This is a genomic window from Acaricomes phytoseiuli DSM 14247 (genome assembly GCF_000376245.1).
Lineage (GTDB): Bacteria > Actinomycetota > Actinomycetes > Actinomycetales > Micrococcaceae > Renibacterium > Renibacterium phytoseiuli.
The window spans coordinates 41,307-59,632 of sequence record NZ_AQXM01000052.1; the positions used below are offsets into that span (position 1 = coordinate 41,307).

Genomic DNA, 18,326 nt, shown 5'->3' on the forward strand with positions numbered 1-18,326 from the left:
TCGGAGCCAACGGCTCGCCTCTTGTCCCCGCGTTCTCCCCGCGAACTGCCGGGCCTCGCGCATCGGCCGTTTTCTGGGGTGTGTCTCATCCTGCAGGATGAGACACACCCCAGAAAACGGAAGGGAAACTCGTGCCACCGGTCGATGTCGTTCCGGGGCATACGCTGGAGGCTGGAGACATGAACACACCAGACCAGTCAGCTATCGTGATCTCTGCCCGAGGCCTGCACAAGCACTATCAGGGCGGAGCGCAGCAGCACAGCACTCCGGCGCTCAACGGGGTGGACATCGACATCGTGACAGGCAGCTCGGTAGCGATCATGGGGGCCTCCGGTTCCGGGAAGACGACACTGCTGCACGTCCTCGCCGGGATCCTCTTACCCGATTCCGGAAGCGTCAGCTACCGCGCCGATGGCGCTCGGCAAGCACAGGCAGCAGTATCCATCGAATCCCTCGGCGAGCGTCAGCGTTCCAAGCTGCGCCGCGAGGCTTTCGGCTTCGTCTTCCAGCAGGGCCTGCTCCTCGATGAGCTGACCGCGGTGGAGAATGTTGCGCTGGCGCTCATGCTGAACGGTGTCGCCAAGAGCCCCGCTCAGGCGCAGGCTGCTCAATGGTTGGCGGCCCTGGGCCTGCAAGGTCTGGAAGAGCGGCGGATAGGCGAGCTTTCCGGAGGCCAGGCTCAGCGAGTGGCCATCGCGCGAGCCCAGGTGACCGGCGCTCAGGTGATCTTCGCGGATGAGCCCACCGGAGCCTTGGATTCGGCTACTTCAGCCGATGTCATGAGCGCTCTATTGGACAGCACCGCCTCGGGTGGCAAGACACTGGTGCTGGTCACTCACGATCCCACCGTGGCCTCCCGCTGCGGCAGGGTCATTCAACTGCGCGACGGCCAGATCTTCTCTGATTCAGCGTTCTCGGGGGCCGCGATTCACCCCGCTTCAGGTTCAGGGCAGAACGGGAGCATCCGATGAAGCTCGGCCCTTTGACTGCGGCCCGCCTGACCTGGCTCACCGCCCGGAGCGGGCCGCGCGGAACCCTGGTCCTGCCGATAGTGGCCTTCACCCTCACCACCACTCTGCTGCTCATCGTGGTAGCGGGTGCCCTGAGTTTTTTTCGCTGGCAGGACAATCTGGGGGTGATGTATCAAGTGCTGGCGGCGATAGCATTGACCCTGCTCGTCGTGCCGCTGCTGTCCCTGGGCGGTGCCGCGGCAAGACTTTCAGCCCGCCGTCATGACGAGCAGCTGTCTACGCTGCGGCTTCTCGGTGCGACGCCGGCTCTCGTCGGCACGATCGCGGTTCTTGAAGCGGGCATCATGGCTTTGGCCGGGACACTGCTGGGTGCCTTCGGCTACTTCGTCTCTCTGCCTCTTGTCGGACTGCTGTCTTTCCGCGGAGAGCAGATCGGCGCGGGCAATCTGCTCCTGCCGCCATTGGTGATCCTCGCGGTCGTCTTCGGAGTGGTTCTGCTAGCTGTTATCAGTGCGGTCCTGGGCTTGCACAAGATCGTCATCTCACCGCTCGGCGTGCGCACCAAGCAGCGTCCGGGGCAAGTCAGCTGGCTGCGGTTCCTGTTCGGGGCTATCGGAATAGGCGCAGCCTATATCGCGATCTCTCAAGTCAGTGGAGCGTCCGGAGGCATGGAAATAGCCGCAATCGTCCTGGTGATGGTGGTCGCTTTCGGCCTGACCCTCGGGGTGCTCAACCTCATCGGCCCTGCACTACTGGGATGGCTGGCTCGACGCAAGGTGCGCAAAGCCCAGGACCCCGTGGGGCTGCTCAGTGCCCGGCAGATCCTGGATTCTCCTAAAGCTGCCTGGAGGCAGGTTGCGGGTGTGGCCATGACCAGTTTCGTCGCGGTTTTCGTCGGGGTGGCTCTCGCCCTCATCGACAGCGCTCCCGCCGAGAACACTACGGCGGACGATCTGAATCTCATCACCGATGTTCGCACCGGGGTCCTGATCACCGTGGTGGTCTCTTTCCTCATGGTGGCTTGCTCTGTGGGGGTCAACCAGGCGGCGCAGATCCTGGACCGGGCCCAACTACTGATCAGCCTGGACCGTCTGGGCATGCCGCATCGAACGATGGAGGCAGCCCGGCGCCGTGCCGTGATGATGCCTTTGCTGTTCGTCAGCTTGGGCTCAGCCTTCACGGCGGCCATCGTGCTCTTTCCGCTGACCACGATGTCCTTGCTCATGAAACCCATGACCCTTATTACCCTGGCGGCTTTCCTGGTCTCGGGAATCGGGTTGGTCTGGCTCAGCCTCCGGGCCACCGGGGCGGTCAGCAAGGCCGTGCTGCGTGTTTCCAACCGCAGCTGAACGAATCAAAGAAGACTAAGAAATGAAGAGCGGGGCCCTGAATATTCAGGGCCCCGCTCTTCTTCGGCTTGCTTTCCCGTGCTGCGTTTGTCTCCGCTTGTCTGCACTGGCCTCTAGCTTGTGTCTCTCGCAGGCTCGGAGAAACGGGTCAGGAAGAGGCGGTGCCGAGGATTACATCGGTGGTCTGCTCCTGGCCATCACGCAGATAGGTGATCTTGACCGTGGAGCCGCCGGGCCGTTCTCGGATCGCAGCGGTAAGAGTATTCGGATCAGTGATCTGCTGATCGCCCACCTTGGTGATGACGTCCCCGGCTCTGAGGCCCGCCGACTGGGCGGGCGAACCGTCTTCGACACTGGCCAGCAGCGCGCCGACGGAGAACGAGGAGCTGCCGCTGCTGCCGCTGCGAGAGGAGGAGCTCTGCGAGCCGGAGCCGGCAGTTTGCGGCTGCGCGGCCACACCCAGCTGGCCGTGGCTGGCCTTGCCCGTGTCGATGAGTTCCTTCGCGATCCGCTCCGCGACATTGATCGGAATGGAGAAGCCCACGCCGATATTGCCGCTCGTGCCGCCCTCACCGGAGCTGGAGCCGGTACCGGCGATGGCCACATTGACTCCGACCACCTGGCCCTGGGTGTTGACGAGCGCACCGCCCGAGTTACCCGGGTTAATCGCAGCATCGGTCTGGATCACGTTGATACTGATCGAGCCCTGGCTGCTGGTGGAAGGCGCGGAGCCGTCCGGCGGAGCGAAATTGAAGGGCCCGTTCTGATCCGGGGCCGTGTCGCCCTGACTCTTGGGTACGGCCGAAGACGCCACGGAGATCGTGCGGTTCGTGGAAGAGACGATGCCATCGGTGACCGTGTTGCTGAGCGAGAGCTGCAGCGGCGTGCCGATCGCGATCACGGTATCACCCACATTGAGCTGGGAGGAGTTGCCGAGCTCTGCCGGAGTGAGATTATCCGCTTCGATCTTGATCACCGCGAGATCATTGAGCGGGTCAGAGCCGACCACTTTGGCGTTGTACACCCGTCCGTCATTGAGCCTCACCTGGATACTGGCATTGGATACTTTGCCATCCAGACTCACGACGTGGTTATTGGTGAGAATGTTGCCGCTGCCGTCCAGGATGATCCCGGAGCCGCTGCCGGAGCCGCTATTACTCGAAACGGCGATCGTCACCACTGAGGGGGAGGCCTTCTGCGCGGCTGCGGTGACCGCGGTAACGGAATCGGTGTTGTTGACGATCACCGGGGAGTTGGCCGCCTGCTGGCCTGCGACGGTTCCTCCGCCCATATTGTTCAATGCGGTGACGCCGCCAGCCGCGACCGCGCCGGCCAGAAGCGCCGCGATGACCACGCTGCCGACGAGTGCGCCAGTGCTGAATCGCTTAGCGCTCTGCTTCTTCACCGGATGAGCGCCTTGCTCCTGCCCGTTGAAGCTGCCCCCCGGGTGCTCCGCCACGCCGAAAGGCACTCCGAAAGCGGCACCCGCGTGCCTGCCCTGGCTGGTCTGCCCGGCGTAGCCCTGACCGGCGTATTCTTGGCCCGGATAGCCCTGAGCAGGTGCCCCCTGAGCCGGCAGGCTCTGTGTCGATGCAGTAATGGGAGCAGCGGGGGGATTCTGGCCACCAGCGGGCGCGCCGACACCAGCTACGGCATCATTCCAGCTCGAAGGAGTCGTGGGCGGCGCTACGGGCTGCTGGGGAATCCGCGGACCAGGTGCCTGCTGACTCTGCGCCGCATGCTGACCCAAGTCAGCGGTATCACCTACACCAGTGGAATGCTGGCTGGGGTCCTGACGCTGAGATGGCTCACGCGGCTCATCTGGCGATCCTAAGGACTGATCTGACATCGTCTTCCTCCGATTCTGGTCGCTACGCCCTCAACTATGCACGGCACATATATGTCAATCTCGAATGTTCACTGGACGAAACCTGTGAGAAAGATGAAAACACGTTCCCTCCATCCCCCACCGGTTCATTTTCGCCAGAGGCGTAGCACTCACATAGACGGCTATGTTCCATCCAAATAATATGGAATAAACGCCGTGACGCGCATACATTAAGCCGAGTTGCGGACACCATCGCATGCGCGGCACCGCGCTTGCCTGTAGAGAAGGAACGCGGATGCGGTCATCGACCCCGGCTCTCGGCACGCTGCTGAAACGGGCCTCCGGCGCCTTCCTGGCAGCGCTCATACTGCTCTTCCTCCCCGTCACGACGCTCTCCGCCGACGCCTATGCCCTGCCGGCCGAAGCCCCCGTGGATATTCCGGTGGGCCAGCAGATCGTCGATAACGCCGGAGTTCTGGGCAACAGCCGCGGCGAGGTGCAGAACGCCATTGACTCGCTACGCAGAGACACCGGCCAGACTCTTTACGTGGTGTTCGTCGACTCCTTCAGCGGCGAGGATCCGGTGAGCTGGGGGCGGACGGCGATGGAGAACAAGCAGGCCGGTGCCAGTGAAGTGCTCCTCGCCGTCGCCACCGAAGACCGCAGGCGCGCCCTTATCGTCGCGGAGCGCTCCCAGTTATCGCAGTCCCAGCAGGCGAATATCCGGGCGGCGGCGGACTCGCAGCTGAGCCAGGACAACTGGAGTCAGACAGCTATCGATACCGCTGCCGCCCTCGGCGATGCCGCCGGGGGCGGCAGCGGAACCGTACCGAACCCGACAGGGGGAATCGTGGGAACACTCCTCTTCGTGCTTTTAGTGGCCGGAGCCATCGTAGCTTTCGTCGTCGTGCGCCGCAGGCGCCGCCAGCAGGCCGAACTCGATAGCGCCTCTGGCATCGGCCCCGGCGGTGAGCAACTCGATGCCCTCGCCGGTACCAGCATCGATGAATTACGGACCCGGGCCGGTGCGCTGCTGATCGCCGCCGATGACGCAATCCGATCCAGTGAGCAGGAAATCGGCTTCGCCCAGGCTGCGTACGGCGACGAATCGGTCAAGCCGTTCCGGGAAGCGCTCACCAAAGCCAAAGAGCACCTCAATGCGTCCTTCGCCCTGCAGCAGCAGCTCGACGACGACATCCCGGACACCATGGAGCAGCAGCGTTCCTGGTACAGCGAGATCATCCAGCGCACTGAATCAGCGAATCAGGTTCTCGCCGAGCAGAAACAGAGCTTCGATGCGCTTCGGGAGCTGGAATCACAGGCCCCGCAGGCACTGGAACGGGTGGCGGCCGGGGCTCGGGAAGCCCAGCGGAAACTGGCCGTCGCTCAGGAGGCGCTCACTCAGCTGCGGGGACGCTATGCAGAATCCGCGTTCCTCTCCGTTCAGGACAACGTCGAACAGGCCACACAGCGGCTCGAGTTCGTCGACACAGCAACGGCGACCGCGCAGAGCAAACTGCAAGCACAGGACCCTTCCGGAGCTGCGGTTGCGGTTCGCGCGGCCGAGGAATCCTTGCACCAGGCGAATCTTCTCGAAGACGCTGTGAGCCGGTTGGCCGATGAGCTCCGCAAAGCCGAGGCTGCGCTGCCCGGCGCGCTCTCCAGCGCCGAAGGCGATCTGGTGCAGGCCAAGGCGCTGGTCTCCTCCAGCCCTGGCCACCCCGCACTCGGCCCGGTAGCCGCGGCAGAAGCATCCTTGCAGCAAGCACGGCAGCAGACCCAGAGCGCCAACTACGATCCGGCGGCTGTGCTGAACCAGGTGGAATCAGCGCATAACGACCTGGATACCGCACTCAATACCATCCGGGATCAGCAGCAGCAGGCCCAGCGGGCCCAGGCCGCCCTGCAGCAAGCGCTTGTGAGCGCGCAGGGGCAGATCTCCGCGAGCCAGGACTATATCGCGGCGCGCCGCGGCGGTGTCGGTGCCCAGGCCCGGACCAGGCTGGCGGAGGCGGAGCGGAACCTGGACTACGCTCTGTCCATTCAGAGCAGTGATCCGGTCAGCGCCTTAGCCTATGCGAATCAGGCTATTGCACTAGCCCAGCAGGCAGAAGGACTCGCGCAGTCTGATATTCAGGGCTTCGGCTACGTCGGCTCCACTATGGGCAGCTACGGTATGGGCGGCTACGGCCGTTCAGGTGCGGGCGCCAGCTTCGGCGGCGGGCTGGGTGGAGCGATCCTGGGTGGCATCCTGGGCGGCATGATCTCCGGCGGCGGCCATCGGTCCGATACCTGGGGCGGCGGCGGCTTCGGCGGCTGGGGTTCGGGTAACTCCGGCGGCTTCGGCGGTGACGCCGGCGGCTGGGGCGGTGACGTAGGAAATTTTTAGGCCTGGCCATCGCAGGCGTAACGTCATGATCAGATCATCGGCAGAACACGCTGTCATTAGCCAGAATATTTTGGCAGGCTTTAGGTCAGGGAAAGAAGAATCCGGTGCCGCAAGCGCCGCAGAAACCGGCAAGCACAGCTGAAAGGCAATAAACATGGCAAAGCAGTCCATTTTCGGTCGCGTCGCTCAATTGGCGAAAGCCAATATCAACGCGCTGCTAGACCAGGCCGAGGACCCTCAGAAGATGCTGGACCAGATGGTCCGCGACTACACCAATAACATCGCCGAGGCCGAGACCGCCGTGGCCCAGACCATCGGCAATCTGCGGATGCTCCAGGACGATTACAACGAGGACATCCGCACCGCGCAGGATTGGGGGCGCAAAGCCCTCGCCGCCAGCCGTAAGGCCGATGAATTCCGGGCCAGCAATAATGCCGCAGATGCGCAGAAATTCGATGACCTGGCCAAAGTCGCCCTGCAGCGTCAGATCACCGCGGAGGGCCAGGCCAAGGCTGCGGAGCCGAATATCCAGTCCCAGGAAGCAGTCGTCGAACAGCTCAAGACCGGGCTGAACCAGCTGAAGGGCAAGCTCAGCGAGCTGACCAGCAAGCGTAATGAGCTGGTCGCCAGATCAAAGACCGCCCAAGCGCAGAGCCAGGTCCACGATGCGATCCGCAGCATCGACATCATGGACCCCACGAGCGAAGTCGGCCGTTTCGAGGAGAAGATCCGCCGCGAAGAAGCCAAGGTCCGGGGGCAGCAGGAGCTCGCGGCCTCAAGCCTCGACGCCCAGTTCAACTCCCTGGAGGATCTTGGCGAGCAGACCGAGGTGGAAGCGCGCCTAGCAGCTCTGAAGGCCGGGGGCTCAGGCAGCAACCCGGCGATCAGCGCCAAGCAGGACGCTCCGGCAGTGGACCCGGCCGCTCAGGGCACCGAGGCAAAGGCTGAAGCCACCCCTCGGGTCAACGAGAACGATTTCAAGAACCTCTAAACCTGAGGTAGATGCAGAAGTGAGGGGCTCCAGGAATCCTGGAGCCCCTCACTTCTTTACTGATCACGTAGAAATTCAGCCCAGCCGAACCCTCGGTTCACCCGCCGGAGTCAGCCCGTTCCCCGCGGGAAGGCAGCGGCTATCGGAAGCCGTTCCGGCTGCCTGCCGGAGGCAGCCGCGCAGCGCGAGCTGGCCCCAGTAGTTCGGATGCAGGGATTCCTGAATGTAGTACTCGCTGTAAGCGGTGCTCACCGTGCGGATCTCGCTGATCCACTCGCTCACATCAGAGGCACCCGGGCTTCTCCAGGAGGCCAAGGAGGTGTCGTTGAGCTTCTTCGTGCCCTGAGCGCAGAGTTCCTTACCGGCGAAGAGCCCAGAGATATCGAGGAAGCTGGCGTTCGTCAGTCCAGCGGCCTGATAACCGTTGCGCACGGCGTTATTGATCTGCGGAAGCGCGCTCTTCGCGGCCCAGTCCAGATCAGCGTTCCAGAAACCGCATCCGTACGTGGACTGACGCGAATACCCGAACTGACCGTAAGCCATCCGATCGCTCGTCGGAAGCGGCTGCGGGTAGTTCTGCACGATGATCCGGTAGTCGCCGCTGGCATAGCCGGCATTGGTCATCGCGGTGCGGATATTCCGCAGCCCCGTCGCGATGCCTTCGGTCACCGAGCTGATATTGGCACGGGTGAAATTGCCCTGCACCGAGGGATCGTCCTTGCAGTATCGCGGAGCCCAGGAAGAGGAGGTGAGGAACTTCGTCACGCAGTTGGAGACGATGCTGCCGAAGTTGAAGTCATTACCGCCGATCTGCACGGCGATCGTGTTCACGCGCCGCTGGCCGGCGAGCTCCTGAAGCGCCAAAACCTGGCCGATATTACCCCTGCCGTCATTGTAGAAATCCAGACCGGGCTTGAAGTTACCGCTCGAGTCGGTACGGGTGTTCACGCGGGATCCGGAGCAGGCGAGGTTGACCGCGCTCCCCGGGCCCGCGTAGAAGATTTCCGCAGAGGAGGCTCGGTGGCAGCGCGGGGTACTCTCTCTGTTGCCTGCATCCCAGTAAGCGCTCCGGCCAAGAGCGTCGACCTGCGCGGTAGAGGAAGAGTTACCCGCCCATCGGCCGGCCTCCCCCGAAATATAAGAATCTCCCAGACTCACCGCAATGCCCTGGCCGGATGGCGGGGCTGCCGGAGTTTCAGTGTTTGCGGGCTGGATCGCCTGGGCTGCGCCCGGGGTGATCAAACCCACGACCATGATCGCTATCAAAGCCACTAAGGCGCTCCGGAAAACACGCTTCTTCACGTTCAGTCATACCTTTCTCGGTAGGCCGCGTCTTTGCGGCCAGTCCGGCATCGATGCACAGGGGATGGTTCCGCCTAGCGGTCCTATCCGATCTGCAATCGACAAACGTGAATCTACAGGTGCATGAGATTCAGGTAAACAGATCTTGCATATTCGGATTCTTTTTTCTTCAGGATGCTCCAGGTTTCTCCAGAACTGATACTTCGAGAACACCCCCTGCGCCCCGTGAAATCACCAGCTCTGCCAGGGTAGTTTCAGAACATGGCAACTCTGGTCTGGCTTCGCGATGACCTCCGCTTAGCGGATAACCCGGCATTGCACTATGCCGCCCAGCACGGCGCCCTCGCGGTGGTCTACCTTCGCGACGAAGAGTCTGCGGGGTTCCGGCCTCTCGGCGGGGCGACCCGCTGGTGGCTGCACCATTCGCTCACCGCATTCGGCAAAAGCCTCGTGGAACGCGGACTGCCGCTGCTGCTGCGCAGCGGTCCGGCGGAGCAGGTCATCCCGGAACTCGCGGCCGAGCTCGGCGTGGACACCGTGGTCTGGAATCGACGCTACGGCGGCCCGGAGCGTGCCGTGGATAGCGGGCTCAAGCGCTCCCTCCGGGAAACCGGAGTCCACGCCGAGAGCTTCGCCGCCAATCTGCTCTTCGAACCGTGGACCATCCGCACCGGCGCGGATGAACACTACAAGGTTTTCACGCCATTCTGGCGCGCCTGCCAGGAAAGCACCGACCCACGTCAGGCGCTTCCAGAACCCGATGAACTGACCCCGTTGAAAGCTGCTCAGACGAAGGGGCTGCAGGCCGAGGAGCTCGATAACTGGGGCTTACTGCCTCAGCGCCCGGACTGGTCCACCGGGCTCGCCGAGACCTGGACGCCCGGCGAAGTCGGCGCAAAGCACGCGCTACGGGACTTCCTCTCCGATGAAGGATATGCCGAGGGCCGGGATTACCCGGCGCTGCCCGCCACCAGCATGCTGAGCCCGCATCTGCGCTTCGGTGAGCTGAGCCCGTTCCAGATCTGGCAAGCACTCGGCGGGCGTCATGACCTCAGCTCGGCGGATGAACAGCGTTTCCGCGCCGAGCTGTGCTGGCGGGAATTCTGCTGGCATCTGCTGTATCACCATCCGGATCTCGCGACAGAGAATTACCGCCGTGAATTCGACCGTTTCGAATGGGCCGAAGCCCGTGGACCAGAGGGCCGGCCGGGGCCGGAATTACGCGCCTGGCAGCGCGGTGCCACCGGCTATCCCTTGGTCGATGCAGGGATGCGCGAGCTGTGGCGCACCGGCTGGATGCATAACCGGGTGCGGATGGCCGCGGCGAGCTTCCTGGCCAAGAACCTGCTGATCGACTGGCGGGAAGGAGAGCGCTGGTTCTGGGACACCCTGGTGGACGCCGATGCTGCGAATAATCCGGCGAACTGGCAGTGGGTCGCCGGATCCGGGGCGGATGCCTCCCCGTATTTCCGGATCTTCAACCCGGTGACCCAGTCGAAGAAATTCGATCGGGACGGCAGGTACCTGCGCCGTTATCTGCCGGAACTGGCAGAACTCAGCAACAAGCAGATTCATGAGCCCTGGAAAAGCGGCGCGAAGGCCGATTATCCTGAGCCCCTGATCGATCTGAAAGCCTCCCGCGCTGAAGCGCTGGAGCGCCATGCCCGGCTCAAGCAGGACGGGCAGGGCTCAGAGTAACCAGCGCCGCAGCACCTCGGCGCAGTCGCCGATCTGCTCCGCATTGACATGCTCATCGTCGCTATGCGCCAGCAACGGGTCTCCGGGGCCGAAGTTCACCGCTGGAATACCCAACTCGGCGAGTCGGGCGACATCGGTCCAGCCGTACTTGGGCTGCGGAACACCGCCGACAGCGGTGAGGAAAGCCGCCGCGACCGGCTGATCCAATCCCGGCCGGGCACCTGGTGCCGCATCGGTCCGCTGCAGCTCGAAACCCGTCAGCGCCTCTCGCACCACGGCCTCGGCCTGTTCCAGGTTCTTATCCGGAGCGAAGCGGTAATTGATCTCCACGACCGTCTCATCTGGTATCACATTGCCTGCGACACCGCCCCGGATCCTCACCGCGTTGAGCCCTTCCCGATAGTCCAGGCCATCGACCCGCACGGTAGCGGGCTGGTAGTCGCGCAGGCGCACCAGAAGCTCGGCAGTGTCGTGGATCGCGTTACGGCCTCGCCAGGCGCGTGCCGAATGCGCCGCCACGCCCTTGATCCGCGCCTCGAAGCGCATCGTGCCATTACAGCCGCCTTCCACGAGGCCGTTGCTGGGTTCGAGCAGAATGCCAAAATCCGCCTCGAGCAGCTGCCGATGGTGGCGGGCCAGCCTGCCCAGACCGCTTTTGACGGCTTCAACTTCCTCATGATCGTAGAAGACGAAGGTGAGGTCCTTGCTCGCGGAGTCAGCCTGGGCGGCGAGCGCCAGCTGCACCGCGACACCGCCTTTCATATCGACCGCTCCCCTGCCGTAGAGCACGCTCTGGCCCGGTGTTCCGCTCCACTGGGCAGGCACCGTACCTCGAGCGCCCGGCGTCGCGGGCAAGGGCACGGTATCGATATGACCGGCCAGCAGAATCCGATCCGGCAGGCCGAATTCAGTGCGAGCCAGGATCGCATCACCGTCACGGAGCACACTGAGCCAGGGCAGTGCGCGGAGAGCGTTCTCGATCTCATCGGCGATCCGTTCCTCACCTCCGGAGACACTTTCGATATCAATGAGAGCAGCGGTGAGCGAGGCGGCATCAGAGCTCAGATCAAGCGGCATGCCTCCAGGTTACCGACTTACCGGCATCGGAAGAGTTTTGTGCGACTGCGGGGCTTGCGCGAAAATATTAAGCATGACCAGCCCAACAACCCCCGCAAGCCAGTCCGCGCACGGTTTCGGCCTCGCCACGGTCGCAGATTCCGGCACTGTTCTCGATGTCTGGTTCCCTGCCCCCGCACTGGGGCTCGGCACGCAGTCCCTCGGGGAGGTCGGAGAGGCGACGGAAGCTGCACCGGAGCTGGCCGCCTTGGCGGAGGCCGGCACGGATCCGGACCGCGGGGTCCAGCAGCAGGTGGTCTTCGTGCAAATCGACCTCGAGGCCGATCCCGCCGACACTGCGGACGCCTATCTGCGGCTGCATCTCCTCTCGCACCGTCTGGTGCAGCCAAACACCGTCAATCTGACGGGGATTTTCGCAGTCCTGCCGAACGTCGTGTGGACCAACCACGGCCCCTGCCTGCCCGAAGACTTCGAAACGACGCGGCTCCGGTTGCGCAGCCGCGGCCCCGTGACGGTCTACAGCGTGGACAAATTCCCGAGGATGGTGAACTACGTCCTGCCTTCCGGCGTGAGGATCGCCGATGCCGATCGGGTGCGGCTGGGTGCCCATCTGGCCCAGGGTACCACCGTGATGCACGAGGGTTTCGTGAATTTCAATGCCGGAACACTCGGTACGTCGATGGTCGAAGGCCGGATCTCGGCGGGCGTCGTCGTCAGCGACGGCTCCGATATCGGCGGCGGCGCATCCATCATGGGCACGCTCTCCGGCGGAGGCAAAGAACGGATCACCATCGGCGAGCGGGTGCTGCTCGGCGCGAACTCCGGCGTCGGTATCTCCCTGGGCGACGATTCAGTAGTCGAGGCAGGTCTCTACGTGACCAGCGGGACGAGAGTCCAGGTTTCCGGGCCGAAGAACGCAGATGGTGAAGACACGGTGCAGATCGTCAAAGCCAGTGAGCTCTCCGGCCAGCCCCAGCTGCTTTTCCGTCGCAACTCGACTACGGGCAAGGTGGAGGCCCTCACCCGAGATGAACGCACTGTGGAACTGAATTCAGCCCTGCATGCACAGTGACACCTGGCCCCCGCCGGAGCCGAAGCGGTTCCGGAAACGCAGAAGGCGCAGAACCGCGACCTGGCTGCTCTCCGCGCTGCTCGTCATGGGCTTGGTCGCTGGTGGACTAACGGCGTGGAATACGCTCAGCTCTGCCTTCACCGGGCTGAGCACCGCGTGTTCCGCTCCGCTAAACGGAACCGATTACGAACTCGCCCCGGATCAGGCCGGTAATGCGGCGCTGATCGCTGCCATAGCGCAACGGCGCAGCATGCCTCCGCGAGCGGTGACCATCGGTATCGCCGTGGCGATGCAGGAATCTAAACTGCGCAATATCTCCTACGGGGATCGAGATTCGGTGGGCATGTTCCAGCAGCGCCCCTCGCAGGGCTGGGGCTCGCCGGAGCAGCTCATGGACCCGGTCTTCGCGATCAACGCTTTCTTCGACCATCTCGCCGCGCTGCCCGGATATCAGGATATGGCGATCACGGAAGCCGGGCAGGCCGTGCAGCGCTCTGCCTATCCACTGGCCTACGGGCAACACGAATCCATGGCCCGGGCCTTCAGCTCCGCACTCACCGGCTACTCGCCTGCGGCACTGAGCTGCGTACTGCCGCAGCCTCAGGAGCCCGGAGACCCGGCTCTTGTCATCCAGGCTCTACAGAGCGGCTTCGGCGATGCACCGGCACAGAGCACGGCCCCCGGCACGGTCCGGCTCACGGCAGCTTCCGAGACCGCGGGCTGGCAGCTCGCGCAGTGGGCTGTCGCGAATGCCAATGACCTGCAGATCACGGAGATCTCTTATAACGGCTCGCGCTGGCAGCGCCAGGGCTCCACAGATCCGGGCTGGCAGGCGACCGGGGCCGGCGAGCAGCCCGTGAGTGAAGTCTTGATCACTGTGCAACGGACTTAGACCGGGCTAAACCAGCATCTCCACCACCGGCTGGACGAAGCTTCGGAACATCTCGGAGTCCTCTAAGAGCTCCTGACTCAGCAGTATCCGGTCCGGTTCCAGGAACCAGGCCCGCGGCTCGGCCAGCGGCAGCTCCACCATGGTCAGCGTGAACTCTCTGGCGTGCCGGCCCAGCTCCAGCTCCCGGTCCTGAACCAAGCGACTCAGCAACGCGGTATCTCCCATGGTCTCGCGCCGAGCCGCAATGATCTGATAGTCGGCGATCCGCTCCCGCGTCCAGACCAGAGCGGTTCCGAAATGCGCCTGCAGGATCCGCTGCAGGGCCGGGTTCCCGGCGAAACCGGGGAAATCCGGAGGCGTGAGTTCCGGAGGTCCACCCGGGAAGACGCCGAGCAGCTGAGACCACCACTGCTCCCATTCGAACCGGAGCAGCTGATCCCCGCCTACCGGGTCGATCAGCTGACGGGTTTCCACCGGGCGTATGCGGGGTTGCAGCTCCGAGATCTCCGGTCTGCCGGCACCGGACAGCGCGCACAGATCACGTAGGTAAAGCGCGATGAGCAGTGGGCCCGAAGTATCCATCCTGATCCGCCAGCCGGGGCCGCCAGTGTGATGCGACATGCCCACAGCCTAATCCTAGTTACTCGCCGCGTCAGCTGCCGCGAGGGCCTGAAGCACCGTCTAGAGTGGAACCCATGAACGTTCTCGTGACCGGCGGAGCCGGCTATATCGGCTCGCATACCGTCCTGACCTTGCTGGAGGCCGGTCATCAAGTCACCGCCCTGGATAATCTGGCGAATTCATCCGCCGAATCCCTGCGCCGGGTCGAAGAGCTCACCGGCGCCCCCGTGCAGTTCCGGCAAGCGGACCTGCTGGACGAAACAGCACTGGATGCGATCTTCGCCGAGGGCTCCTTCGACGCGGTGATCCATTTCGCGGGGCTCAAAGCAGTCGGCGAGTCCGTGACGGAACCGCTCAATTACTACCACAACAACGTCTCGGGAACGATCAACCTGCTGCGTGTGATGGACCGCCATGAGGTGCGCAGCATCGTCTTCTCCTCTTCAGCCACGGTCTACGGCGAGCACAATCCATACCCTTATGTGGAGAAGATGGAGATCGGCGCGAACAACCCCTACGGCCGGACCAAAGAGCAGATCGAAGACATCCTCACCGATCTAGGAGCAGCCGACGCGCGCTGGCGCATCGCCCTGCTCCGGTACTTCAACCCGGTGGGTGCGCACCCCTCCGGCCGGATCGGGGAAGACCCGCTCGGCATCCCGAATAACCTGGTTCCTTTTATCGCACAGGTGGCCGTCGGCCGGCGAGAGAAGCTCATGGTCTTCGGGGGCGACTACGCCACTGCGGATGGCACCGCGCAGCGCGATTACATCCATGTCATGGATCTGGCCGAAGGGCATCTGGCGGCTATGCAGTACTTGGTGGATCACGATGGCGTGCATCGCTGGAATCTGGGCTCCGGGCTGGGCAGCTCAGTTCTCGAAGTGCTGAACTCCTTCGAAAAAGCCGTGGGCCGCGCTCTGCCCTACGAGATCACTGCTCGCCGCCCCGGCGATCTGCCGGCGTTCTGGGCCGATGCTTCTTCCGCGCTGGCGGATCTAGGCTGGTCCACGAGTAAAACCCTCGATGAGATGTGCGAGGATCACTGGCGCTGGCAGCGGGAGAACCCGCAGGGTTACCAGGCCTGAAAAATGATGCGCGCCGTGACTTTTGAGGCCTATCGAACGGCCTCAAAAGTCACGGCGCGCATCAAAAATCAGCGGGAGGGATATGCGCGCTCGGCTTCTCCCGTGTAGAGCTGCCGGGGGCGGCCGATCTTCGTGGCCGGATCCCTGATCATCTCGCGCCACTGGGCAATCCAGCCCGGCAGCCTGCCGAGGGCGAAGAGCACTGTGAACATCTTCTCCGGGAAGCCCATCGCCTTGTAGATGACACCGGTGTAGAAGTCCACGTTCGGGTAGAGCTTGCGCTCGATGAAGTAATCATCGGTCAGCGCTGCCTGCTCAAGCTTCATGGCGATGTCGAACAGTTCGTCCTGGACGCCGAGCCGGGCCAGGATGTCATCCGCGGTGGCCTTGACGATCTTGGCCCGGGGATCGTAGTTCTTGTAGACCCGGTGGCCGAAGCCCATGAGCTTGATCCCGGATTCTTTGTTCTTGACCTGTTCGATGAAGGTCTCCACGGATTCGCCCGAGTCCCGGATCTGCCGGAGCATCTTCAGGACCGCCTCATTGGCGCCGCCGTGCGCGGGGCCGAAGAGCGCGTTGATGCCGGCGGAGATCGAGGCGAACATATTGGCATCAGCACTGCCGACGAGCCGCACCGTGGAAGTGGAGCAGTTCTGCTCGTGGTCGGCGTGCAGGATGAGCAGCAGATCGAGCGCCTTGACCATCACCGGGTCCATCTCATAAGGCTCAGCCGGCAGGCCGAAGCTGAGCCGCAGGAAGTTCTCCACCAGGTTCATCGAGTTATCCGGGTAGAGCATCGGCTGTCCCATGGACTTCTTATGCGCATACGCGGCGATCACGGGCAGTTTCGCCATGAGCCTGATCGTGGAGAGCTCCACTTGATCATCGTCGAAGGGGTCGAGCGAGTCCTGGTAGAACGTCGAGAGCGCGGAGACCGCGGAGGAAAGCACCGGCATGGGGTGCGCATCGCGCGGGAATCCGCCGAAGAACCCCTTGAGATCTTCATGCAGCAGGGTGTGCCGGCGGATCCGCTGATCGAAGGCCTCGAGCTCGCTGGCCGAAGGAAGGTTTCCGTAGATCAGCAGGTAGGAGACCTCGAGGAAGCTGGAGTTCTGGGCCAGCTCCTCGATCGGGTAGCCCCGGTACCGCAGAATCCCCTGATCGCCGTCGATGTAGGTGATGGCCGAGCTGGTGGCCGCGGTGTTCATGAAGCCCGGGTCGTACGTCACCGCCCCGGTGCGCTTGAGCAGCTGCGAGACGTCGTAGCCGTCGTTCCCCTCGACGGCTTCGATCCGCGGCAGCTCGAGCTCGCCGTCTTCATAGTGCAGCGATGCACTGGTCGTGTCAGTCATGGAACACCCCTTTACCTACTCGGCTTTCAGCTATGGTCCTGGTTCCGGCTACACACGGTTTTGCCACGACAATCTGCTTGCAGCTACGAACCTACCGCCAGTAACCCGCGAGCACCAATCCGGGTGGCTGCCGTTATCCGACCGTTATTCGCCGGGGATCCACCGGCTATTCGCCGCGAAGCCGGTGCACCGCGGCGTCGATGCCCGCATCGGAGCAGGTCAGCGCGATCCGCACGAACTGATCGCCGGCAGATCCGTAGAAAGATCCGGGCCCTGCTATCAGCCCCAGCTCCGCGAGCCGGCCTATTGTGCGCCAGGCGTCCTCTTCCGCGGTGCCCCACAGATACAACCCGGCTTCTGAATGCTCGATGCGCAAACCGAAGGCTTCCAGGGCGCCTCTCAGCCGTTCCCGGCGGCCCCGGTACAGGTCTTTCTGCTCCTGGACGTGAGCGTCGTCGCCAAGCGCTGCGCTCATCGCGCGTTGCACCGGGCCCGGGACCATCATTCCGGCGTGCTTCCGAGTATTGAGCAGATTGGCTATCAGCCGGGGGTCACCCGCGCTGAAAGCGGCCCGGTAGCCGGCCATATTGGATTGCTTCGACAGCGAATAGACCGCCAGCAGGCCCTCATGGCTGCCCCCGGCGACGCGGGGATGGAGCAGGGAAGGCACCTGAGTGCCGCCCCGGGCTTCGTCCCATGCGCCCCAGCCCAACTCGGCATAGCATTCATCGGATGCCAGGACCGCACCCAGGGCTCTGGCTTCCGCGACGAACTGCTGCAGCACCGGAATATCCTGCACCGCTCCGGTGGGGTTGCCCGGCGAGTTGATCCAGATCAGGCGGATCCGGTTGCGGATCTGCGGTTCGAGCTCCCAGGGCTCGTCTGTGGCCACGACCTGCGCCCCGGCCAGACGCGCGCCGATGTCATAGGTGGGGTAAGCGATCTCCGGGCGGACTACGATATCCCCCGGCCCCAGGCCGAGCAGTACGGGCAGCCAGGCGATGAGCTCTTTGGAGCCCACGGTGGGCAGCACGGCTCCGGGATCGAGGCCGGGTACCGCGCGGCGCCGGCTGTACCAGTCCGCGATGGCTTGGCGCAGAGCTTCACCACCGTGCGTTGTCGGGTAGCCGTGTCCGTCGGCAGCATCGGCAAGGGCCTGGCGGACTACCGCCGGGGTGGGGTCCACCGGGGTTCCCACGGAAAGATCAACCGCGCCATCGGGATGGGCTTCAGCGATCCGCCGGTAAGGGATCAGTGTGTCCCAGGGATAATCGGGCAGTTCCAGGCCGAAACCTCGCTGTGCCCCGGGGCCCGAAGTCTCCGCCTGGCCGCCTGTCACGATGACCTCACTCCTGGTTCTGCGGCGGCAGGACCGAGATGATGGGGTGGTCCATACCGGTGTTGCCGATTTTCGCAGCGCCTCCGGGAGAACCCAGCTCGTTGAAGAACTCGACATTAGCTTTGTAGTACTCGGCCCATTCTTCCGGGACATCGTCTTCGTAGTAGATGGCTTCCACCGGGCAGACCGGCTCGCAGGCACCGCAGTCGACGCATTCATCCGGGTGGATGTAGAGGGAGCGTTCGCCTTCATAGATGCAATCGACCGGGCATTCCTCAATGCATGCTTTGTCTTTCACATCCACGCACGGCTGTGCGATAACGTACGTCACGTGCCAAACCTCCGGATTCCTGCGGC

The 18,326-nt window shown here is 63.6% G+C and carries 15 protein-coding genes; 8 read left to right on the plus strand and 7 right to left on the minus strand.

Annotated features, from left to right (window positions below; all coding sequences use genetic code 11):
* Window positions 1-179: 179 nt before the first annotated feature.
* Window positions 180-971 carry an ABC transporter ATP-binding protein gene (locus tag C501_RS0104940; RefSeq protein ID WP_043568284.1) on the plus strand — a complete coding sequence of 264 codons (792 nt, stop codon included), beginning with the start codon at window positions 180-182 and terminating at the stop codon, window positions 969-971.
* A complete protein-coding gene (locus tag C501_RS0104945; RefSeq protein WP_018134528.1) occupies window positions 968-2,320 on the plus strand; it encodes an FtsX-like permease family protein in 1,353 nt (450 codons plus the stop codon). Before C501_RS0104940 ends, C501_RS0104945 begins: the two co-directional genes overlap by 4 nt.
* A gap of 148 nt (window positions 2,321-2,468) precedes the next feature.
* Here C501_RS0104945 and C501_RS0104950 read toward each other — a convergent pair whose 3' ends face one another.
* Window positions 2,469-4,169, minus strand: a complete 1,701-nt coding sequence (locus C501_RS0104950; protein WP_018134529.1) for a trypsin-like peptidase domain-containing protein — start codon at window positions 4,167-4,169, stop codon at window positions 2,469-2,471.
* A gap of 274 nt (window positions 4,170-4,443) precedes the next feature.
* Here C501_RS0104950 and C501_RS0104955 point away from each other — a divergent pair, with 274 nt between their 5' ends.
* Window positions 4,444-6,537, plus strand: a complete 2,094-nt coding sequence (locus C501_RS0104955) for a TPM domain-containing protein (RefSeq protein WP_018134530.1) — start codon at window positions 4,444-4,446, stop codon at window positions 6,535-6,537.
* A 154-nt stretch (window positions 6,538-6,691) separates the two neighbouring features.
* Entirely contained in the window at window positions 6,692-7,528 is an 837-nt protein-coding gene (locus C501_RS0104960) for a PspA/IM30 family protein (RefSeq protein ID WP_018134531.1), read from the plus strand.
* Window positions 7,529-7,603: 75 nt separating this feature from the next.
* Here the strand turns inward: C501_RS0104960 and C501_RS0104965 are convergent, their stop codons facing one another.
* A complete protein-coding gene (locus C501_RS0104965) occupies window positions 7,604-8,830 on the minus strand; it encodes an SGNH/GDSL hydrolase family protein (protein WP_156807637.1) in 1,227 nt (408 codons plus the stop codon).
* Window positions 8,831-9,091: 261 nt separating this feature from the next.
* Here C501_RS0104965 and C501_RS0104970 point away from each other — a divergent pair, with 261 nt between their 5' ends.
* Window positions 9,092-10,528, plus strand: a complete 1,437-nt coding sequence (locus C501_RS0104970; protein WP_018134533.1) for a cryptochrome/photolyase family protein — start codon at window positions 9,092-9,094, stop codon at window positions 10,526-10,528.
* Here C501_RS0104970 and dapE read toward each other — a convergent pair.
* On the minus strand, window positions 10,520-11,605 hold the full coding sequence (dapE, locus tag C501_RS0104975) for a succinyl-diaminopimelate desuccinylase (RefSeq protein WP_018134534.1): 1,086 nt from the start codon (window positions 11,603-11,605) through the stop codon (window positions 10,520-10,522). The two genes, C501_RS0104970 and dapE, sit on opposite strands and share 9 nt — an antisense overlap.
* Window positions 11,606-11,678: 73 nt before the next feature.
* Here dapE and dapD point away from each other — a divergent pair, with 73 nt between their 5' ends.
* Window positions 11,679-12,677 (plus strand): 2,3,4,5-tetrahydropyridine-2,6-dicarboxylate N-succinyltransferase, encoded by a 999-nt coding sequence (gene dapD / locus C501_RS0104980; RefSeq protein ID WP_018134535.1) that lies wholly within the window; start codon window positions 11,679-11,681, stop codon window positions 12,675-12,677.
* The gene (locus C501_RS0104985) at window positions 12,667-13,569 is read left to right on the plus strand and encodes a hypothetical protein (RefSeq protein ID WP_018134536.1); all 903 of its coding nucleotides are present in this window, start codon (window positions 12,667-12,669) and stop codon (window positions 13,567-13,569) included. Before dapD ends, C501_RS0104985 begins: the two co-directional genes overlap by 11 nt.
* 6 nt (window positions 13,570-13,575) lie before the next feature.
* On the opposite strand, the gene C501_RS0104990 is transcribed toward C501_RS0104985, so the two are convergent.
* Window positions 13,576-14,190 carry a hypothetical protein gene (locus tag C501_RS0104990; protein WP_018134537.1) on the minus strand — a complete coding sequence of 205 codons (615 nt, stop codon included), beginning with the start codon at window positions 14,188-14,190 and terminating at the stop codon, window positions 13,576-13,578.
* Window positions 14,191-14,264: 74 nt separating this feature from the next.
* On the opposite strand from C501_RS0104990, the gene galE reads away from it, so the two are divergent.
* Complete coding sequence (galE, locus tag C501_RS0104995; RefSeq protein ID WP_018134538.1) at window positions 14,265-15,278, plus strand: UDP-glucose 4-epimerase GalE; 1,014 nt, start codon at window positions 14,265-14,267, stop codon at window positions 15,276-15,278.
* Between the two features lie 68 nt (window positions 15,279-15,346).
* Here galE and C501_RS0105000 read toward each other — a convergent pair whose 3' ends face one another.
* From C501_RS0105000 to fdxA, 3 genes are all read right to left on the minus strand, one after another.
* On the minus strand, window positions 15,347-16,630 hold the full coding sequence (locus C501_RS0105000; RefSeq protein ID WP_018134539.1) for a citrate synthase: 1,284 nt from the start codon (window positions 16,628-16,630) through the stop codon (window positions 15,347-15,349).
* Window positions 16,631-16,796: 166 nt separating this feature from the next.
* Window positions 16,797-17,969 carry a succinyldiaminopimelate transaminase gene (gene dapC / locus C501_RS0105005; protein ID WP_018134540.1) on the minus strand — a complete coding sequence of 391 codons (1,173 nt, stop codon included), beginning with the start codon at window positions 17,967-17,969 and terminating at the stop codon, window positions 16,797-16,799.
* A gap of 7 nt (window positions 17,970-17,976) precedes the next feature.
* The gene (fdxA, locus tag C501_RS0105010; RefSeq protein ID WP_026174630.1) at window positions 17,977-18,300 is read right to left on the minus strand and encodes a ferredoxin; all 324 of its coding nucleotides are present in this window, start codon (window positions 18,298-18,300) and stop codon (window positions 17,977-17,979) included.
* Between the last annotated feature and the right edge of the window lie 26 nt (window positions 18,301-18,326).

Coding starts and splice junctions, on each gene's coding strand:
- C501_RS0104940 (WP_043568284.1), top strand. CDS start 180: ATGAACACACCAGACCAGTCAGCTATCGTGATCTCTGCCCGAGGCCTG.
- C501_RS0104945 (WP_018134528.1), top strand. CDS start 968: ATGAAGCTCGGCCCTTTGACTGCGGCCCGCCTGACCTGGCTCACCGCC.
- C501_RS0104950 (WP_018134529.1), bottom strand. CDS start 4,169: ATGTCAGATCAGTCCTTAGGATCGCCAGATGAGCCGCGTGAGCCATCT.
- C501_RS0104955 (WP_018134530.1), top strand. CDS start 4,444: ATGCGGTCATCGACCCCGGCTCTCGGCACGCTGCTGAAACGGGCCTCC.
- C501_RS0104960 (WP_018134531.1), top strand. CDS start 6,692: ATGGCAAAGCAGTCCATTTTCGGTCGCGTCGCTCAATTGGCGAAAGCC.
- C501_RS0104970 (WP_018134533.1), top strand. CDS start 9,092: ATGGCAACTCTGGTCTGGCTTCGCGATGACCTCCGCTTAGCGGATAAC.
- dapE (WP_018134534.1), bottom strand. CDS start 11,605: ATGCCGCTTGATCTGAGCTCTGATGCCGCCTCGCTCACCGCTGCTCTC.
- dapD (WP_018134535.1), top strand. CDS start 11,679: ATGACCAGCCCAACAACCCCCGCAAGCCAGTCCGCGCACGGTTTCGGC.
- C501_RS0104985 (WP_018134536.1), top strand. CDS start 12,667: ATGCACAGTGACACCTGGCCCCCGCCGGAGCCGAAGCGGTTCCGGAAA.
- C501_RS0104990 (WP_018134537.1), bottom strand. CDS start 14,190: ATGTCGCATCACACTGGCGGCCCCGGCTGGCGGATCAGGATGGATACT.
- galE (WP_018134538.1), top strand. CDS start 14,265: ATGAACGTTCTCGTGACCGGCGGAGCCGGCTATATCGGCTCGCATACC.
- C501_RS0105000 (WP_018134539.1), bottom strand. CDS start 16,630: ATGACTGACACGACCAGTGCATCGCTGCACTATGAAGACGGCGAGCTC.